Below are 15,013 nucleotides of genomic sequence, written 5' to 3' on the forward strand. Positions count from 1 at the left end.
GATGAGGATGAGCGTTCTGGCGGCAGCGATTACCCTGCTGTATCCATTGGCGATCTGGTTTGGCCATGGCCGCATCGAGCCGCGCTGGCTGGCCGGATTGCTGCTGGTCGCGGCCATCTCGCGGCTGCCGGCGCTGAAGCTGAACGGCGTTGCACGCTGGTCGGTGGCAGGCGCGCTGGTGCTGGTGGCCGCTGCCATCTGGAGCAACCTGCTGCTGCCGTTGAAACTGTACCCGGTGCTGGTCAGCGCCGCGCTGCTGGCCGGTTTCGCATATAGCCTTACCACGCCGATGTCCGCCGTCGAGCGCATGGCGCGCCTGCGCGGCGAGGATTTCCCGCCGGTGGCGCAAGCCTATATGCGTAAGGTGACGCAGGTCTGGTGTGTCTTCTTCGTGATCAATGGCGCGATCGCATTCGGCACCGCGCTGTGGGCGCCGGAGGCCGTCTGGTCGCTGTACACCGGTGTCATCTCCTATGCGCTGATGGCGCTGTTGTTTGGCGCGGAATACCTGGTGCGCCTGCGTTTCAAGCGCTTGCATAATGTCTGACCGTATCGAAAATTTGTACGCCGTCATTGCGGCGCGCCCGGCCAATGCATTGGCCGGCTGGCGTGCGGGGCAGGCCGTCGACAACGCGCAGTTGCTGGTCCGCGTAGGCGCCTGGCAGGAACTGCTGCGCGCGCAGCCGGGCCGTCATTTTGCGCTGTACCTGGAAGACAGTATTGAATTCGGCGCTGCGTTGCTGGGCGCCTGGCACGCGGGAAAAACCATCTGGCTGAGCGCCGATACGCTGCCGGCCAGTTGCGCGGTCTTGCGCGGCGAAGTGGATGGCTTCCTTGGCGAGTTCCCCGCCGAACTGGCGCCGCTGCTGCCCGCCGCTGTGGCTGCTGCTGCTGCGGGCAGCGCTGCATTTCCGGCGCTGGAGCCGGACTTGCCGGCCCTGGTCGTGTTTACCTCCGGCAGCACCGGCGCAGCGCAGGCCATTCCAAAAAAGCTGTCGCAGATTGCGAGCGAAGTCGCCACGCTGGAAGAGCTGTTCGGCGCGCGCGCCGGCGATGCCGCCGTACTGGCGACAGTCTCGCACCAGCATATCTACGGTTTGCTGTTCAAGGTCTTGTGGCCGCTGGCCAGTGGCCGTGCAATCCATGCCGCGAGCATCGTTTATCCGGAAGAACTGCTGCCGGCCATGGCGGCGGGCCCGTGCCTGCTGGTGGCCAGTCCGGCCCACCTGAAGCGCTTGCCGTCACACCTGGACTGGAGCGCGGCGGCAGCCATGCTGCGCGGCGTGTTCTCATCGGGCGGCCCGCTGGCGGCGGACGCCGCACTGGCTACCGGTGCGCTGCTTGGCCAAGTGCCGACGGAGGTGTACGGCAGCTCGGAGACCGGTGGCATCGCCTGGCGCCAGCGCCGCGACATCGGGGATGACGCCTGGCGCCCGTTCCCGAACGTGTCATGGCGCATCAATGAGGCAGACGGCACGCTGGACGTGTGCTCACCGCACCTTGCCGACGACAACTGGCTTGCGCTGGCAGACCGCGCGGCGGCTGTCGATGGCGGCTTCCGCCTGCTGGGCCGCAGCGACCGTATCGTCAAGATCGAGGAGAAACGCGTCTCGCTGGATGCGATGGAAGCGGCATTGCTGGCATCCGGCCATGCCATCGAAGCCCGGGTCGCCCTGTGCGAACCGGTGCCGGGCGAGCGCCAGCGCCTGGCCGCCTTCGTCGTGCCAAGCCCCGAAGGCCGCGCCTTGCTGGAGCAGCAGGGAAAACAGGCACTGAACGCGCGCCTGCGGGCGGTGCTGGCCGGCGTAGTGGACGCCGTGGCCTTGCCGCGCCGCTGGCGCTACCTGGACCAGATGCCCGTCAATGCGCAGGGCAAGGTCACCCTGGCCGCCTTGCTGTCCTTGCTCGGCGACGAGCGTCCGCGCCTGCCGCTGGTGCGCGAGCTGGAGCGCGACGCCGGGCGCGTGCTGCTGGAAATCACGGCCCCCGCCCGCCTGTTGTATTTCGACGGCCACTTCGACGTGGCGCCCATCCTGCCCGGCGTGGTCCAGGTCGACTGGGCGATGCACTATGGCCGTGAGTATTTCGACTTGCCGCCACAATTCAAGGGCATGAGCCAACTCAAGTTCCAGCAAGTGGTGGGGCCGGAAACTCCGGTGCAACTCGAACTGGCGTACGACGCCGCCAAGCGAAACCTGCGCTTCAGCTACGGTTCCGCCGTCGGCCAGCATTCGAGCGGCCGCATTGCGCTGGGAGGCGTCGATGGCTGATTTCAAACCCTGCATCGTGGTGCCGGTGTACAACCACGAGCACGCCATCGGCATTGTGCTGGAAGGCTTGCTGCGCCATGCCGTGCCGGTCATCCTGGTCGATGACGGCAGCTCGCCTGCCTGCGCCGCCGTGCTTGATGCGCTGGCGGTCCAGCATGGCGAACGCGTCGTGCTCGAGCGCCTGGCGCGCAACCAAGGCAAGGGCGTGGCTGTACTGGCCGGTTTCCGCCGTGCCGGGGCACTCGGTTTCAGTCATGCGGTGCAAATCGATGCGGATGGCCAGCACCAGACGGCCGACGTGCCGAAGTTCCTGGAGCAGGCGGCAGCGCATCCTGATGCTGTGGTATCCGGCTATCCCATCTACGACGAATCGGTGCCCAAGGCGCGCCTGTACGGCCGTTATGCCACCCACATCTGGGTCTGGATCAACACCATCTCGCTGGAGATCAAGGACTCCATGTGCGGCTTCCGTGTCTATCCGGTGGCGGCGGTCAATGCCCTCGCGGCGCGCCAGTCCATCGGCTCGCGCATGAATTTCGACACCGACATCATCGTGCGCCTGTTCTGGACGGGCCTGCGCGTGGTGAACGTGGGAACGCGTGTTTCCTACCCGGCCGATGGGGTTTCGCACTTCCGCGTCTGGCGCGACAACGTGCTGATCACGCGCATGCACACCGTGCTGTTCTTCGGCATGCTGCCGCGCATTCCCAAACTGCTGGCGCGGAAATGGCGGGCACAATGAGCGCGCGCGGCTTGCACTGGGCGTCCATCAACGAAGTGAGCTTCGTGGCGGGCATGCGCCTGATGTTCTGGATTTTCCGCGTATTCGGCCGTTGGCCGTTCCGCCTGGTGCTGTACCCGGTATTGGCCTGGTACGTGATGGCCAAGCCGTTGCCGCGCCGCGCCTCGCAGGAGTACCTGCGCCGTGTGGCCGGCCATACGTCCAGCGGGCCGGCTGGCGTGATGCGCCATTTCGGCGCTTTCGGCGAGAGCATCCTGGACAAGATGCTGCTGTGGGGTGGGCTGTTCGATTTCAATTCGGTCGACCTGCATGGCGGCGAGCTGATTACCGACGCGGTGGCGGCGGGCCGCGGCGGCCTGCTGGTCTGCGCCCACCTCGGCAACCTGGAGTTGTGCCGTGTGCTGTCGCGCCAGCGCCATGACATCAAGTTGACGGTGCTGGTGCACACCAAGCACGCGCAAGCTTTCAACGCCATGCTGGGCCGGCTGAACCCGGCCAGCCAGCTTAACCTGCTGCAGGTGACCGAGATGTCGCCCGCCACGGCGATGATGCTGTCGGAGCGGGTTGCGCGCGGCGAGTTCGTGGTGATTGCCGGCGACCGCATTCCCGTATCCTTGAATCCGCGCGTGGCGGTGGCCGAGTTCATCGGCGCCCCCGCCGCGTTCCCGATCGGCCCGCATATGCTGGCCAGCATCCTTCAATGCCCGGTCTACCTGTTGTTTTCGGTGCGCCGGGGAAGCCGTTCGGAAGTGCATTTCGAGCATTTCCGCGACCAGGTGCGCATCCCGCGCCAGGGGCGCGAAGCCGCACTACAAGTGCTGGCTGCCGATTACGCCCGCCGGCTCGAACACCACACCCTGCGCGCCCCGCTGCAGTGGTTCAATTTCTACGATTTCTGGCATTTACCTGAACTGGAACACAACGATGCATCTCGCTGACATCGCCCAACTGAATACCCCGCAGCGCACCGTGCGCTTTGACCGGAACAACCTGTCGATCGAAGACATCGTCGATATCGCGCAAGGGCGCGCAGCCGCCGTGTTGTCGGACGATCCCGAATTCCGTTCGGCCATCGAGCGCGGCGCCAACTTCCTCGACCGTCTGCTGCGCGAGGATGGCACCATCTATGGGGTGACCACCGGTTATGGCGACTCCTGCACCGTGACGGTGCCGCCGGAGCTGGTGCCGGACCTGCCGCACCACCTGTACACCTACCACGGCGTGGGCCTGGGCGAGTATTTCACGCCGGCCCAGAGCCGCGCCATCCTGGCCTCGCGCCTGGCCTCGCTGAGCAAAGGCTTTTCCGGCGTCAGTGTCGAACTGCTGCTGCAGATCACCCGCCTGCTGGACGCCGGCCTGCTGCCGCTGATCCCGTCGGAAGGCTCGGTCGGCGCCTCCGGCGACCTGACGCCGCTGTCCTACCTGGCCGCCGTGCTGTGCGGCGAGCGCGAAGTATGGCGCAATGGCGAGCAGGTGCCGGCCGCCCAGGCGCTGCAGGAAGCCGGCATCACGCCGCTGCGTTTGCGCCCGAAGGAAGGCCTGGCCATCATGAACGGCACCGCCGTCATGACCGCGCTGGCTTGCCTGGCCTACGACCGCGCCGATTACCTGGCCAAGCTGTGCACCCGCATTACCGCCATGGCTTCGTTCGCGATGGACGGCAATGCCCACCACTTCGACGAAGTGCTGTTCTCGGCCAAGCCGCACCCTGGCATGCAGCAGGTGGCCGCATGGCTGCGCACCGACCTGCCGACCGACCAATGGGAACGAAACGGCAAGCGCCTGCAGGACCGCTACTCGATCCGTTGCGCGCCCCACGTGATCGGCGTCCTGGCCGACACCATGCCGATGTTCCGCCAGTTGATCGAAAACGAGCTGAATAGCGCCAACGACAATCCCCTGGTGGACGTTGAGAACGAACGCATCCTGCACGGCGGCCATTTCTACGGCGGCCATATCGCCTTCGCCATGGACGGCATGAAGAACGCGGTCGCCAACCTGGCGGACCTGCTGGATCGCCAGATGGCGCTGATGGTCGATGCGCGCTACAACCACGGCTTGCCGGCCAACCTGTCCGGGGCTGTTGGCGAGCGTGCGCCGATCAACCATGGCCTGAAAGCGCTGCAGATCAGCGCGTCGGCCTGGACGGCGGAGGCGCTGAAGGCGACCATGCCGGCGTCGGTATTTTCGCGTTCCACCGAATGCCACAACCAGGACAAGGTCAGCATGGGCACCATTGCCGCCCGCGACTGCCTGCGCGTACTGGACCTGACGGAACAGGTGGTGGCAGCCTTGCTGGTCACCGTGCGCCAAGGCGTATGGCTGCGCTGCCGCGACCACCAGGGCGTGCTGCCGCAAAGCCCGTTGGCGGCCATGCAGGAGGCGCTGGTGGCCGATATCGCGCCGGTCGAAGAAGACCGCCGCCTGGAGCCGGACTTGCGCCTGATGCTGCAGCGCATCCGCAGCAAGGCATGGACCTTGTATGCGTAAGCACAAGGAAAGCCGCTGGTTCGCCGAAGTCGAGATCCAGGTCCAGTTCTTCGACCTGGATCCGATGGAGATCGTCTGGCATGGCAATTACGTGAAGTACCTGGAGATCGTGCGCTGCGCCTTGCTCGACAAGATCGGCTACAACTATCCGCAGATGAAGGAGTCGGGCTACGCCTGGCCGGTCATCGACATGCAGCTGCGCTACGTCAGCCCCGCGGCATTCGGCCAAAGGCTGAAGCTGCGCGCCGACCTGGTCGAGTGGGAAAACCGCATGAAGATCGACTACCTGGTCACCGATGCCGAAACCGGCCGGCGCCTGAACCGCGCCAGCACCACCATGGTTGCCGTCGATATCGCGAGCAAGGAGATGTGCTTCGCCTCGCCGCCGGTACTGTTTGAAAAACTGGGGATTGAACCAGCATGAAAAAATACTTAGCAATCGCGGCGGCGCTGGCCGTCCTAGGCGGTGCGCAGGCGGCCGTGCCAAGCGCGAAAATCCAGGCCATGCTGGCCAAGCCGGCCGTCATGTGCGGCCGCTTCGACCAGACCAAGCACCTGGCGGGCATGAAAAAGCCGCTGGCGTCGGAAGGGCGTTTCTGCGTGATCGCCGGCAAGGGCGTGCTGTGGCGCACGCTGAAGCCGTTCCCGAACACGCTGCGCCTGACGCGCGAAGAAATCGTCAACTACCAGGGTGAGCGCGTGGCAATGCGCCTGGATGCCAAGACCGAACCGACCGTGCGCATGATCAACAACGTGCTGTTTTCGCTGCTGTCGGGCGACCTGGCCCAGCTCGATACGCTGTTCGAGGGCGAGGGCAGTGTGGATGCCAACAGCTGGAACGTGGCCCTCAAGCCGCGCCAGGCGGCGCTGGAAAAGGCCATCGGCACCATCAAGCTGGAAGGCGGCGCTTACGTGAAGCAGATCGTGATGAACGAAGCCAGCGGCGACCGCACCACGATCGTATTCTCCGCCATCCAGACCGGCGAAGGCGCGATGAACAAGGAAGAGGCGGCGCTGTTTTGACGCAAACCCGAAAATTCGCGTGGCTGTGGGCCCTGGTCGCCTGCCTGCTGCTGGGCCATAACGCCACCCTGTGGCTGGTCCAGCGCATTGTGCCGGACACCGACATCATGGCGTTGCTGCCGGTGCAGGAGCGCGACCCGGTGCTGCAGGCGTCGTTCGGCCATATGGTCGATGCGGCGCAGCAGCGCGTGCTGGTGCTGGCCGGTGCCGCCGAATGGGATGACGCGCGCCGCGCGGCCGATGCTTATCGGGCGGTGCTGGATACCCGCAAGGATCTGTTCCAGGCCGTTCCGATCACTGAGCAGACCCAGAACGACTGGCTTGGCCTGTTCCAGCGTCATCGCCTGGCTCTGCTCACCGCGCAGCAGGAGCAGCAGTTGCGCGAGCAACCTTCGCAATTCTGGCTGGAGTCGGCGCTGGCTAAGCTGTATGCACCGTTTGGCGGCCCCAAACTCGGTGCCTGGCAGGATGACCCGTATGGCTTGTTCGCCGGCTGGGTACAGGAACGCGCGCAGGAGACCCCGGTACGTCCGCGCGACGGCCACCTGTTCGTCGCCGATGCGCAGCGCCAGTATGTGTTGCTGCCGCTTACATTGAAGGTAGCTGCGTTGTCGATGACGGCGCAGGAGACCGTGCTGCCCTTGCTGCAGCAAGCCGAGGCGGCGGCCCGCAAGGCAAGTCCTCAGGTGGACCTGATCCAGGCCGGCGTGATCCTGCACGCCGCGCATGCCAGCGCCCAGGCCAGCGGCGAGATGTCGACCATCGGCATCGGCTCGCTGATCGGCATCGTCCTGCTGACGTGGTGTACGTTCCGTTCCCTCAAGCCTATCGCGCTGATCCTGCTGTCGATCGGCATCGGTTGTCTTGGCGCCCTGTCGGTGTGCTGGCTGCTGTTCGGCCGCATCCACCTGCTGACGCTGGTGTTCGGCGCCAGCCTGATCGGTGTGGCGCAGGACTATGGCATCTACTTCCTGTGCAACCGCCTGGCGGCCGACGAAAAGCTCGATTCCGCTTCGCTGCTGAAACGCCTGCTGCCGGGCCTCGGCCTGACGCTGCTGGCTGCGGTGATCGGCTATACCGGCCTGGCACTCACGCCGTTCCCCGGCTTGCGTCAGATGGCGGTGTTTTCGGCCCTCGGCCTGGTGTTCGCCTGGTTCACCGTAGTGTGCTGGTTCCCGGCGCTGATCAATGGCCGTACCCTGCGCAGCGGCGGCCTGGCCAGGCATTATGGCGCCGCGCTGCAGCGCTGGCCGCTGTGGCGTGCCGGCCGTGTTTCGCTGGCAGCCGCGGCCATCTTTGCCGTGCTGGCCGGCTGGGGTATCAGCCGCCTTGGCGCGAACGACGATATCCGCCTGTTGCAAAACCCGCCGAAGCACCTGGTGGCCGACCAGCTCAAGCTGGGCAAGCTGCTGGACGCGCCGACCCCGGTCCAGTATTTCCTGGTGCGCGGCGATTCGGCCGAGCAGGTCTTGCAACGCGAAGAACAACTGAAAGCACGGCTGGATCAGCAGGTGGCCGCGCAGCGCCTGAGCGGTTACCAGGCCATGTCGAATTGGGTCCCGTCCGCCCGCACGCAAGCCGCGCGCCGTGCACTGGTGACCGAAAAGCTGCTGGCGGATGACGGGCCGTTGCAAGGGATCGCCACCCAGGCGGGCGAAGACCGGCAATGGATCGCAGCCACCCGCGAAGCGCTGCTGGTCGCCGGCCAACCGCTGATGCTGGACCAATTCCTGGCTTCCCCGGCCAGCGAGCCATGGCGCCACCTGTGGCTCGGCGAACAGAAAGGCGTCTACGCCAGCATCGTCGCGCTGCGCGGCATGGACAACCAGGCTTCGAAGCAGGTCATGCTGGCGGCCGACGGCTTGCAGGGCGTGCAGTGGGTGGACAAAGTGGCCGAGATTTCATCGGTGCTGGGCCGCTACCGCGCTTACATGGGCTGGGTGGTGCTGGGCGCATACGCCGTGGTGTTTGGCCTGTTGTTCCACCGCTATCGCGGCCGCACCTGGCGCGTGCTGGCACCGACCGCGCTGGCGAGCATCGCCACCCTGGCCATGCTCGGCTTCGCGTCGCAGAACCTGCAGCTGTTCCATGTGCTGGCCCTGATGCTGCTGCTTGGCGTGGGCGTGGACTACGGCATCTTCATGCAGGAACACCCTGACCGCAGCGATCGCACGCCCTGGCTGGCGGTCGGCATGTCGGCCGCCAACACCATCCTGTCGTTTGGCTTGCTGGGCCTGAGCGCGACGCCGGCCTTGCAGGCGTTCGGCCTGACGATGCTGCTGGGGACCACGCTGGTGTGGCTGCTGGTCCCGTGTTTTGGTACTGTGAAGGAAATCAAGAATGTTTAACGCGATGTCGCGCCGCCTTGCCGTTGCCGCCTGCGCCATGCTGCTGGCCGCCTGCGCCGCCACGCCGCCGCAACCGCAGGCCCGCCTGGGCCTGAAACTGGCGCCAGCCGCCCTGGGTACCTCCTTGAGCGTGCAGCAGCACCTGAAAGTGGAACGCAATGGCCGTACCGATGACCTCGACGTGGCCTTGCAGGTGGAGCCGGATGCCGTGGACGTGGTCGGCCTGGCATTCGGCCAGCGCGTGTTGTCGCTGCATTACGACGGCAAGGAGTTGAGCTCGTGGCGCCACGTCATGCTGCCGGCGCAGGTACGAGCGGAGGATGTGCTGGAAGATATCCAGCTCACCATCTGGCCAACCGACGCTGTTGCAGCCGGATTGCCGGCCGGCTGGCGAGTGGCCGAGCAGGGCCGCATCCGTACGCTGTACCTTGACGACGCGCCTGTCATGCGGATCACTTATAGCGACGCGCAGCGCTGGAGTGGTACCGTGGTATTGGAAAACCTGCGCTATCGCTATAAGCTGACGATCCAGTTCGCGGCGAATGCGGACTGAGTGCGGGGGCGAGCAATGTCGAAGATATACCTGAACGAATGCGGCATCATCTGCGCGTTGGGCGAAGGCCAGGCGCAGGTGAAGGCGCGGCTGTATGCAGGCCAGGCTGGCGTGAGCGCGACCAGTCGTTGGTCGGAGGGCCGCGAACTGGCCCTGGGCGCCGTGCCTGGAGATTTGCCGTCGGTAGACCATTTGCCGGCACACCTACGCAGCCGCAACAACGCCTTGGCCCTGGCTGCCGTGGCGCAGATCCGCCCGGCGATACAGGCGGCGGTTGCCCGCTATGGCGCAAGCCGTGTCGGCGTGGTGCTCGGCACCAGCACATCCGGCATCGGCGAAACGGAACAAGCGCTTGGCCACCACGTGGCGAACGGCAAGCTGCCGGAACAATTCAGCTACCGGGTGCAGGAAATGGGCTCGCCAGCCGAACTGCTGGCCATGGAGCTGGGACTGGAAGGCCCCGCCTATGTGCATTCGACAGCCTGTTCCTCGGCCGCCAAGGCCATGGCGAGTGCCGCGCGCATGATCCGTATGGGACTGTGCGACGCAGTCATCACCGGCGGCGCCGATTCCTTGTGCGCGTTTACCGTGGCCGGTTTCTCCTCGCTCGAATCGGTCAGCGCAGGACCATGCAATCCGATGAGCGCTAATCGCAGGGGCATTAACATCGGTGAAGGCGCGGCCCTGTTCCTGATGGAAGCCGCACCGGCCGGCGAGCAATCGGTCGAGTTGATGGGCTGGGGCGAATCGTCAGACGGCCACCATATCTCGGCGCCTGATCCTGAGGGCGCCGGTGCGCGCCTTGCGTTCGAGCAGGCACTGAGCCGCGCCGGAGTCGAAGCCAAGGCGATTGACTACATCAATATGCACGGCACCGCCACGCCGCAGAACGACGCCATGGAGTCGCGCGTGATCGATGCCCTGTTCGGCAACGAAGTGCCGGTCAGCTCGACCAAGCCATTTACCGGCCATACGCTGGGCGCGGCAGCCGCCATTGAAGCAGCGCTGTGCTGGCTGGCCATGCAGGACGATAATGCTGAAGGGCGCCTGCCGGCGCACCTGTGGGATGGCGCCATTGATCCTGCGCTGCCGGCGCTGAACCTGGTATCGCCGGGCGCTGCGCTGGGCCGGCCGCTGCGCCGCGTGCTGAGCAGCTCCTTTGCGTTTGGCGGTTCGAATGCCGTGCTGCTGCTCGGGAGGCCGGAATGAGCATGCCCGATATCCGCCAGTTGGTGCCGCATTCCGGCCAGATGGTATTGCTCGATCGCGCATTGCATGCCGATGCGGACCACCTGTGCGCGGAAGTGCGCATCCACCCGGCCAGCATGCTCGCCGGCGCGGATGGCGTCGGCTCCTGGGTGGGCATTGAATACATGGCGCAGGCGATTGCCGCGCACGCGGGCTGGCTCGCGCTGCAGCGCGGCGAAGAAGTCAAGGTTGGCTTCCTGCTTGGCTCGCGCAAGTACGAAGCCAAAGTACCGAATTTTGCGCTGGGGAGCGTGCTGCAAGTGCACGTGCGCCGCGTGCTGCAGTCCGAGAACGGACTGGGCGCCTTCGAATGCCGAATCGACATCGTGGACGGGCTGGCCAATGCCGCCGCCGCGACGGTCACGGTATTCCAGCCGGATAATGTCAATCAATTTCTCAAAGATGGAAACGTAGGATGAATCAGAATAAGTCCATGAGCGTGCTGGTGACTGGATCGTCGCGCGGTATCGGCAAGGCGATCGCGCTGCGCCTGGCGCGCGACGGTTACGACGTGGTGCTGCATTGCCGTAGCCAGCGTGCAGAGGCCGAAGCCGTTGCGCAGGAAGTCGTGCAGATGGGCCGCGCAGCGCGCGTGCTGCAGTTCGATATCAGCGACCGGGCCGCCACAGCCGCCGCGCTGGAAGCGGACGTCGCGCAGCACGGCTGCTATTACGGCGTGGTCTGCAACGCCGGCGTGGCGCGCGACAACGCATTCCCGGCGATGTCCGGCGAGGACTGGGACATCGTGCTGCAAACCAACCTGGACGGCTTCTACAACGTCCTGAACCCGTTGATCATGCCGCTGGTACAGCGCCGCAAACCGGGGCGCATTGTTACGCTGGCCTCCGTTTCGGGCCTGATCGGCAATCGCGGCCAGGTCAACTACAGCGCAGCCAAGGCCGGCATCATCGGCGCGACCAAGGCACTGGCGCTGGAACTGGCCAAACGCTCGATCACCGTCAACTGTGTGGCGCCGGGACTGATCGAAACCGACATGATCGAAGACGTGCCGATGGAGGAAGCGTTGAAGATGATCCCGGCGCGCCGCGTCGGCAAGCCGGAAGAGGTGGCCGCCGCGGTCAGCTTCCTGGTCGGCGAGGATGCGGGCTATATCACCCGCCAGGTCATCTCGGTCAACGGAGGCCTGGCATGAACCGCCGCGTCGTTATTACCGGCATGGCCGGTATCAGCCCATTGGGCAACGACTGGGCCGCAATCCGCGAACGCCTCGGCCAGTACCGCAACGCGGTCGTGCGCATGGAAGCATGGGAAGACTATGACGGCCTGAACACCCGCCTGGGCGTGCCCGCCGCGCCGTTCGAGCTGTCCGGCCGCTATAACCGCAAGACCACCCGCAGCATGGGCCGCGTGGCGTTGATGGCAACGCGCGCCACCGAATTGGCGCTGGAAGATGCGGGCCTGATTGAACATCCCTTGATCAAGAGTGGCGACATGGGCGTGTCCTTTGGCTCGTCCGCCGGGACCCCAAGCGCCATCGGCGACTTCGGCCGCATGATGGAAGAGCGCACCACCAAGGGCATCAACGCCACCACCTACATCAAGATGATGGCGCACACCGCGCCGGTGAATATCGGCGTGTTCTTCGGCCTGACCGGGCGAGTGATCACGACCTCCAGCGCCTGCACCTCGGGCAGCCAGGGCATCGGCTACGCTTACGAGGCGATCAAGAGCGGCAAGCAGCTCGCCATGGTGGCCGGCGGCGCCGAGGAGCTGTGCGCGACCGAAGCGGCGGTATTCGACACACTGTTCGCCACCAGCGTGCGCAATGACGAAGCGCAGGCCACGCCACGCCCGTTCGACCGTGCGCGCGATGGCCTGGTGATCGGGGAAGGAGCCGGCTGCCTGATCCTGGAGGACCTGGAACACGCGGAGGCGCGCGGCGCCACGATCTATGCGGAGCTGGTCGGCTTCGGCACCAACAGCGACGGCTGTCACGTGACCCAGCCCAACGCCGCCACCATGCAACGCGCCATGGAACTGGCCTTGCAGGACGCGGGCCTGCAGCCGTCCGACATCGGCTATATCAATGCCCACGGCACCGCGACCGCGCAGGGCGACATCGCCGAATCGCATGCGACGCTGGCGGTATTCGGCGGCGCCACGCCAATCAGTTCGCTGAAGAGCTATATGGGCCATACGCTGGGCGCCTGTGGCGCGCTGGAAGCATGGATCAGCATCGAAATGATGCGCGAGGGCTGGTTCGCCCCGACCATCAACCTGGAAGAAACCGATCCGGAATGCGCTGCGCTGGATTATATTGCCGGCAGCGGCCGTGAGCTGGATTGCGAATACGTGATGTCGAACAATTTTGCGTTTGGCGGCATCAATACGTCCCTGATTTTCAAACGCTACAACAAATAAGAGGAAGACTAGATGAAAAAGATGATTTCGGTAGCAGTAATGGCAGCCGCCACCCTGGCTTCTTCGGCTGCATCGGCAGGCAACGACATGCTGAAGTTGCCGATCGAAGGCGCCATGGCGGCTAACGACGCCCAGGCCCGCCTGGGCAATTCGGTGAAGTTCTTCTTCGCCGGCCAGCCAACGCCAGCTGTTGCCAGCAAGATCATTACCGACAAGACCAGCCAGCGTACCAATGGCTTCGGCAAGTCGCCTGAAAAAGCATGCAATTACGTGTTCCTGTCGGCCATGCTGCAACTGCAAAAGCGTGCGCAGGACCTGGGCGCGGATGCCGTCATCAATATCGTCAGCAACTTCAAGAATGTTGAATTCGCCAGCGCTACCGAATTCGAATGCGCGGATGGCGCATTGATGGCCGGCGTGGCGCTGAAAGGCGATTTCGTCAAGCTGGCCAAATAAGCAGGCGCGGCGCATGGCGCGCGGGACCTTGCTCTGGCTGGCCGATGCGGGTGCGCTGACCAGTGCGGACCTGCAGCGCTACCTGGCCTGGCTGACACCGGGCGAACTGGCGCGCCACGGCCGCTTTGTACGCGAGCAGCGCCGGCGCCAGTTCATTGCCGGCCGCGTGCTGCTGCGCATGGCGCTGGCGCCGCTGTTGCGGGTGCCGGCGCAGCAAGTGCTGCTGGAAGAGCGCACCGGGCTGGCGCCGCGGTTGCTGACCCCGGCGCCGGCTGGCGCCACGCCCGGCTTCAGCATTTCCCACAGCGGACGCTGGGTGGCATGCGCCGTCGGCGAGCATGCAGTGGGCCTGGATATTGAAGTGCGCGATTCGTCGCGCGACCTGGCCGCGCTGGCGAAGCAAGCCTTCGATGCCGATGAAATGGCGCGCTGGCAGCAGATGCAACGCTGGGAGGAAGCGGAGCGGGTGGCGGGGTTTTACCGGTTGTGGAGCGAGAAGGAAGCGCGGATCAAGCTCGGAATGGCGGTGGGTGCCTATTGCGTCGCCGTGCCGCATGAGGAGTTGTCGGTGGTGTTGTGCAGCCCCGTGCAGCTGGCGAGCGTGCCGCAGCCGGTGCTGGTCACGCTGCCCTGATGCTTGCTGCGTTGATGCGTTAATGCGTCAATGCGTTACTGCCAGAGCCAGTGCCACAGGCCGGGCAGGGGCGGGGCGCCGTCGGGAGTATCGACAGTCGACGCCATGGCCGCGCGTTCGAGCTCTTCGCGGTTGTCGTAGAAAGGCTTGTCGGACAGGGGAATTTCCAGTTCGCGCGCCACGTCGAGCAGGATCCCGAGGTATTCCTCGAAGTGGCGGGCGGTGTGGCTGTTGACGTCGTGGAAAGTGACCACGACCGGCGTGACGCCGTCCACCACCGGCATGTCGCCGGCAGCCCAGCGCTTGCGCGTTTCCGCCAGCATCTTGAGCATGTTGGAGCGCTTGCGGAAGCTGAAGTTGAAGACGTAAATGACGCCGTCCTTGGCACTCAGGTCGGTCAGCAGCATGCGCATGCCATGCGCTTCGTAGGACGCCAGGGTATCGGCGTCGTAGGCCCAGAATGGCGGGCGTACAAGTTTGGGCGCCACGCCGGTTTCGGCAACCAGGTCGGCGACGCCAAGCTGCAGGGTCTCATCGAGCTTTTCGCGGCTCATGAGACGGTGATTGGAATGAAAGGTCGTGGCGGAGTGCAGCGCGACCACGTGGCCTTCGGCATGTTCGCGCCGGATCAGCGCGCGGCCCCTTTCGGTGCCGCCGCCGCTCCAGGCACGGGTCTGGGTGAAGAACACGCCCTTGATATTGTCCTGGTAAGGATTTTTCTCCAGGGTTTCAAGGATGCGCACGGTGGGGTTGAAGTAGGGCGCCCATGCCGGGCCATCGTCGAAGGTGAGCAGGAAGCGCACAGGGGCTTGGTCGGCCTGCGCCATCGCTCCGGAAGGAAGTAGCAATATTGTTAGGGCAGCAAGA

The 15,013-nt window shown here is 65.2% G+C and carries 16 protein-coding genes; 15 read left to right on the top strand and 1 reads right to left on the bottom strand.

The window, feature by feature from the left end; all coding sequences use genetic code 11:
- Nucleotide 1: 1 nt before the first annotated feature.
- From BM269_RS14060 to BM269_RS14130, 15 genes are read left to right on the top strand one after another with little or no spacing between them, the layout of a single operon-like run.
- On the top strand, nucleotides 2-547 hold the full coding sequence (locus BM269_RS14060) for a COG4648 family protein (protein WP_090437643.1): 546 nt from the start codon (nucleotides 2-4) through the stop codon (nucleotides 545-547).
- Nucleotides 540-2,270 carry an ApeI family dehydratase gene (locus BM269_RS14065; RefSeq protein WP_090437645.1) on the top strand — a complete coding sequence of 577 codons (1,731 nt, stop codon included), beginning with the start codon at nucleotides 540-542 and terminating at the stop codon, nucleotides 2,268-2,270. Before BM269_RS14060 ends, BM269_RS14065 begins: the two co-directional genes overlap by 8 nt.
- Nucleotides 2,263-3,012 (top strand): glycosyltransferase family 2 protein, encoded by a 750-nt coding sequence (locus tag BM269_RS14070; RefSeq protein WP_090437647.1) that lies wholly within the window; start codon nucleotides 2,263-2,265, stop codon nucleotides 3,010-3,012. Before BM269_RS14065 ends, BM269_RS14070 begins: the two co-directional genes overlap by 8 nt.
- Nucleotides 2,997-3,950 (top strand): lysophospholipid acyltransferase family protein, encoded by a 954-nt coding sequence (locus tag BM269_RS14075; protein ID WP_090437649.1) that lies wholly within the window; start codon nucleotides 2,997-2,999, stop codon nucleotides 3,948-3,950. The genes BM269_RS14070 and BM269_RS14075 overlap by 16 nt, the downstream gene beginning before the upstream one ends.
- Nucleotides 3,937-5,502 carry an HAL/PAL/TAL family ammonia-lyase gene (hutH, locus tag BM269_RS14080; protein ID WP_090437651.1) on the top strand — a complete coding sequence of 522 codons (1,566 nt, stop codon included), beginning with the start codon at nucleotides 3,937-3,939 and terminating at the stop codon, nucleotides 5,500-5,502. The genes BM269_RS14075 and hutH overlap by 14 nt, the downstream gene beginning before the upstream one ends.
- Nucleotides 5,495-5,926: an acyl-CoA thioesterase gene (locus BM269_RS14085; RefSeq protein ID WP_090437653.1), complete on the top strand. Its 432-nt coding sequence runs from the start codon at nucleotides 5,495-5,497 to the stop codon at nucleotides 5,924-5,926. The genes hutH and BM269_RS14085 overlap by 8 nt, the downstream gene beginning before the upstream one ends.
- Nucleotides 5,923-6,525: an outer membrane lipoprotein carrier protein LolA gene (locus tag BM269_RS14090; protein ID WP_090437655.1), complete on the top strand. Its 603-nt coding sequence runs from the start codon at nucleotides 5,923-5,925 to the stop codon at nucleotides 6,523-6,525. Before BM269_RS14085 ends, BM269_RS14090 begins: the two co-directional genes overlap by 4 nt.
- A complete protein-coding gene (locus tag BM269_RS14095; protein ID WP_090437657.1) occupies nucleotides 6,522-8,873 on the top strand; it encodes an MMPL family transporter in 2,352 nt (783 codons plus the stop codon). Before BM269_RS14090 ends, BM269_RS14095 begins: the two co-directional genes overlap by 4 nt.
- Nucleotides 8,866-9,426 carry a DUF3261 domain-containing protein gene (locus BM269_RS14100; protein ID WP_229204648.1) on the top strand — a complete coding sequence of 187 codons (561 nt, stop codon included), beginning with the start codon at nucleotides 8,866-8,868 and terminating at the stop codon, nucleotides 9,424-9,426. Before BM269_RS14095 ends, BM269_RS14100 begins: the two co-directional genes overlap by 8 nt.
- A gap of 15 nt (nucleotides 9,427-9,441) precedes the next feature.
- Nucleotides 9,442-10,635: a beta-ketoacyl-ACP synthase gene (locus BM269_RS14105; protein ID WP_090437705.1), complete on the top strand. Its 1,194-nt coding sequence runs from the start codon at nucleotides 9,442-9,444 to the stop codon at nucleotides 10,633-10,635.
- The gene (locus BM269_RS14110; protein WP_090437707.1) at nucleotides 10,632-11,093 is read left to right on the top strand and encodes a hotdog family protein; all 462 of its coding nucleotides are present in this window, start codon (nucleotides 10,632-10,634) and stop codon (nucleotides 11,091-11,093) included. Before BM269_RS14105 ends, BM269_RS14110 begins: the two co-directional genes overlap by 4 nt.
- A complete protein-coding gene (gene fabG / locus BM269_RS14115) occupies nucleotides 11,090-11,827 on the top strand; it encodes a 3-oxoacyl-ACP reductase FabG (RefSeq protein ID WP_090437709.1) in 738 nt (245 codons plus the stop codon). Before BM269_RS14110 ends, fabG begins: the two co-directional genes overlap by 4 nt.
- Nucleotides 11,824-13,056, top strand: a complete 1,233-nt coding sequence (locus BM269_RS14120) for a beta-ketoacyl-ACP synthase (protein ID WP_090437711.1) — start codon at nucleotides 11,824-11,826, stop codon at nucleotides 13,054-13,056. Before fabG ends, BM269_RS14120 begins: the two co-directional genes overlap by 4 nt.
- 12 nt (nucleotides 13,057-13,068) lie before the next feature.
- Entirely contained in the window at nucleotides 13,069-13,512 is a 444-nt protein-coding gene (locus BM269_RS14125; protein WP_090437713.1) for an excinuclease ATPase subunit, read from the top strand.
- Between the two features lie 13 nt (nucleotides 13,513-13,525).
- Nucleotides 13,526-14,146, top strand: a complete 621-nt coding sequence (locus BM269_RS14130) for a 4'-phosphopantetheinyl transferase family protein (protein ID WP_090437715.1) — start codon at nucleotides 13,526-13,528, stop codon at nucleotides 14,144-14,146.
- 35 nt (nucleotides 14,147-14,181) lie between these two features.
- On the opposite strand, the gene BM269_RS14135 is transcribed toward BM269_RS14130, so the two are convergent.
- Complete coding sequence (locus BM269_RS14135) at nucleotides 14,182-14,973, bottom strand: polysaccharide deacetylase family protein (protein WP_090437717.1); 792 nt, start codon at nucleotides 14,971-14,973, stop codon at nucleotides 14,182-14,184.
- Between the last annotated feature and the right edge of the window lie 40 nt (nucleotides 14,974-15,013).

The sequence above is a fragment of the Duganella sp. CF458 genome, from assembly GCF_900113115.1.
In the GTDB taxonomy this organism is placed as follows: Bacteria; Pseudomonadota; Gammaproteobacteria; order Burkholderiales; family Burkholderiaceae_D; genus Rugamonas.

Excerpts from the sequence above, each read along its gene's own strand:
- BM269_RS14135 (WP_090437717.1), bottom strand. The coding sequence starts at position 14,973 with ATGGCGCAGGCCGACCAAGCCCCTGTGCGCTTCCTGCTCACCTTCGAC.
- BM269_RS14065 (WP_090437645.1), top strand. The coding sequence starts at position 540 with ATGTCTGACCGTATCGAAAATTTGTACGCCGTCATTGCGGCGCGCCCG.
- BM269_RS14100 (WP_229204648.1), top strand. The coding sequence starts at position 8,866 with ATGTTTAACGCGATGTCGCGCCGCCTTGCCGTTGCCGCCTGCGCCATG.
- BM269_RS14105 (WP_090437705.1), top strand. The coding sequence starts at position 9,442 with ATGTCGAAGATATACCTGAACGAATGCGGCATCATCTGCGCGTTGGGC.
- BM269_RS14060 (WP_090437643.1), top strand. The coding sequence starts at position 2 with ATGAGGATGAGCGTTCTGGCGGCAGCGATTACCCTGCTGTATCCATTG.
- BM269_RS14120 (WP_090437711.1), top strand. The coding sequence starts at position 11,824 with ATGAACCGCCGCGTCGTTATTACCGGCATGGCCGGTATCAGCCCATTG.
- hutH (WP_090437651.1), top strand. The coding sequence starts at position 3,937 with ATGCATCTCGCTGACATCGCCCAACTGAATACCCCGCAGCGCACCGTG.
- BM269_RS14110 (WP_090437707.1), top strand. The coding sequence starts at position 10,632 with ATGAGCATGCCCGATATCCGCCAGTTGGTGCCGCATTCCGGCCAGATG.
- BM269_RS14075 (WP_090437649.1), top strand. The coding sequence starts at position 2,997 with ATGGCGGGCACAATGAGCGCGCGCGGCTTGCACTGGGCGTCCATCAAC.
- BM269_RS14090 (WP_090437655.1), top strand. The coding sequence starts at position 5,923 with ATGAAAAAATACTTAGCAATCGCGGCGGCGCTGGCCGTCCTAGGCGGT.
- BM269_RS14130 (WP_090437715.1), top strand. The coding sequence starts at position 13,526 with ATGGCGCGCGGGACCTTGCTCTGGCTGGCCGATGCGGGTGCGCTGACC.
- BM269_RS14125 (WP_090437713.1), top strand. The coding sequence starts at position 13,069 with ATGAAAAAGATGATTTCGGTAGCAGTAATGGCAGCCGCCACCCTGGCT.
- BM269_RS14070 (WP_090437647.1), top strand. The coding sequence starts at position 2,263 with ATGGCTGATTTCAAACCCTGCATCGTGGTGCCGGTGTACAACCACGAG.
- BM269_RS14085 (WP_090437653.1), top strand. The coding sequence starts at position 5,495 with ATGCGTAAGCACAAGGAAAGCCGCTGGTTCGCCGAAGTCGAGATCCAG.
- fabG (WP_090437709.1), top strand. The coding sequence starts at position 11,090 with ATGAATCAGAATAAGTCCATGAGCGTGCTGGTGACTGGATCGTCGCGC.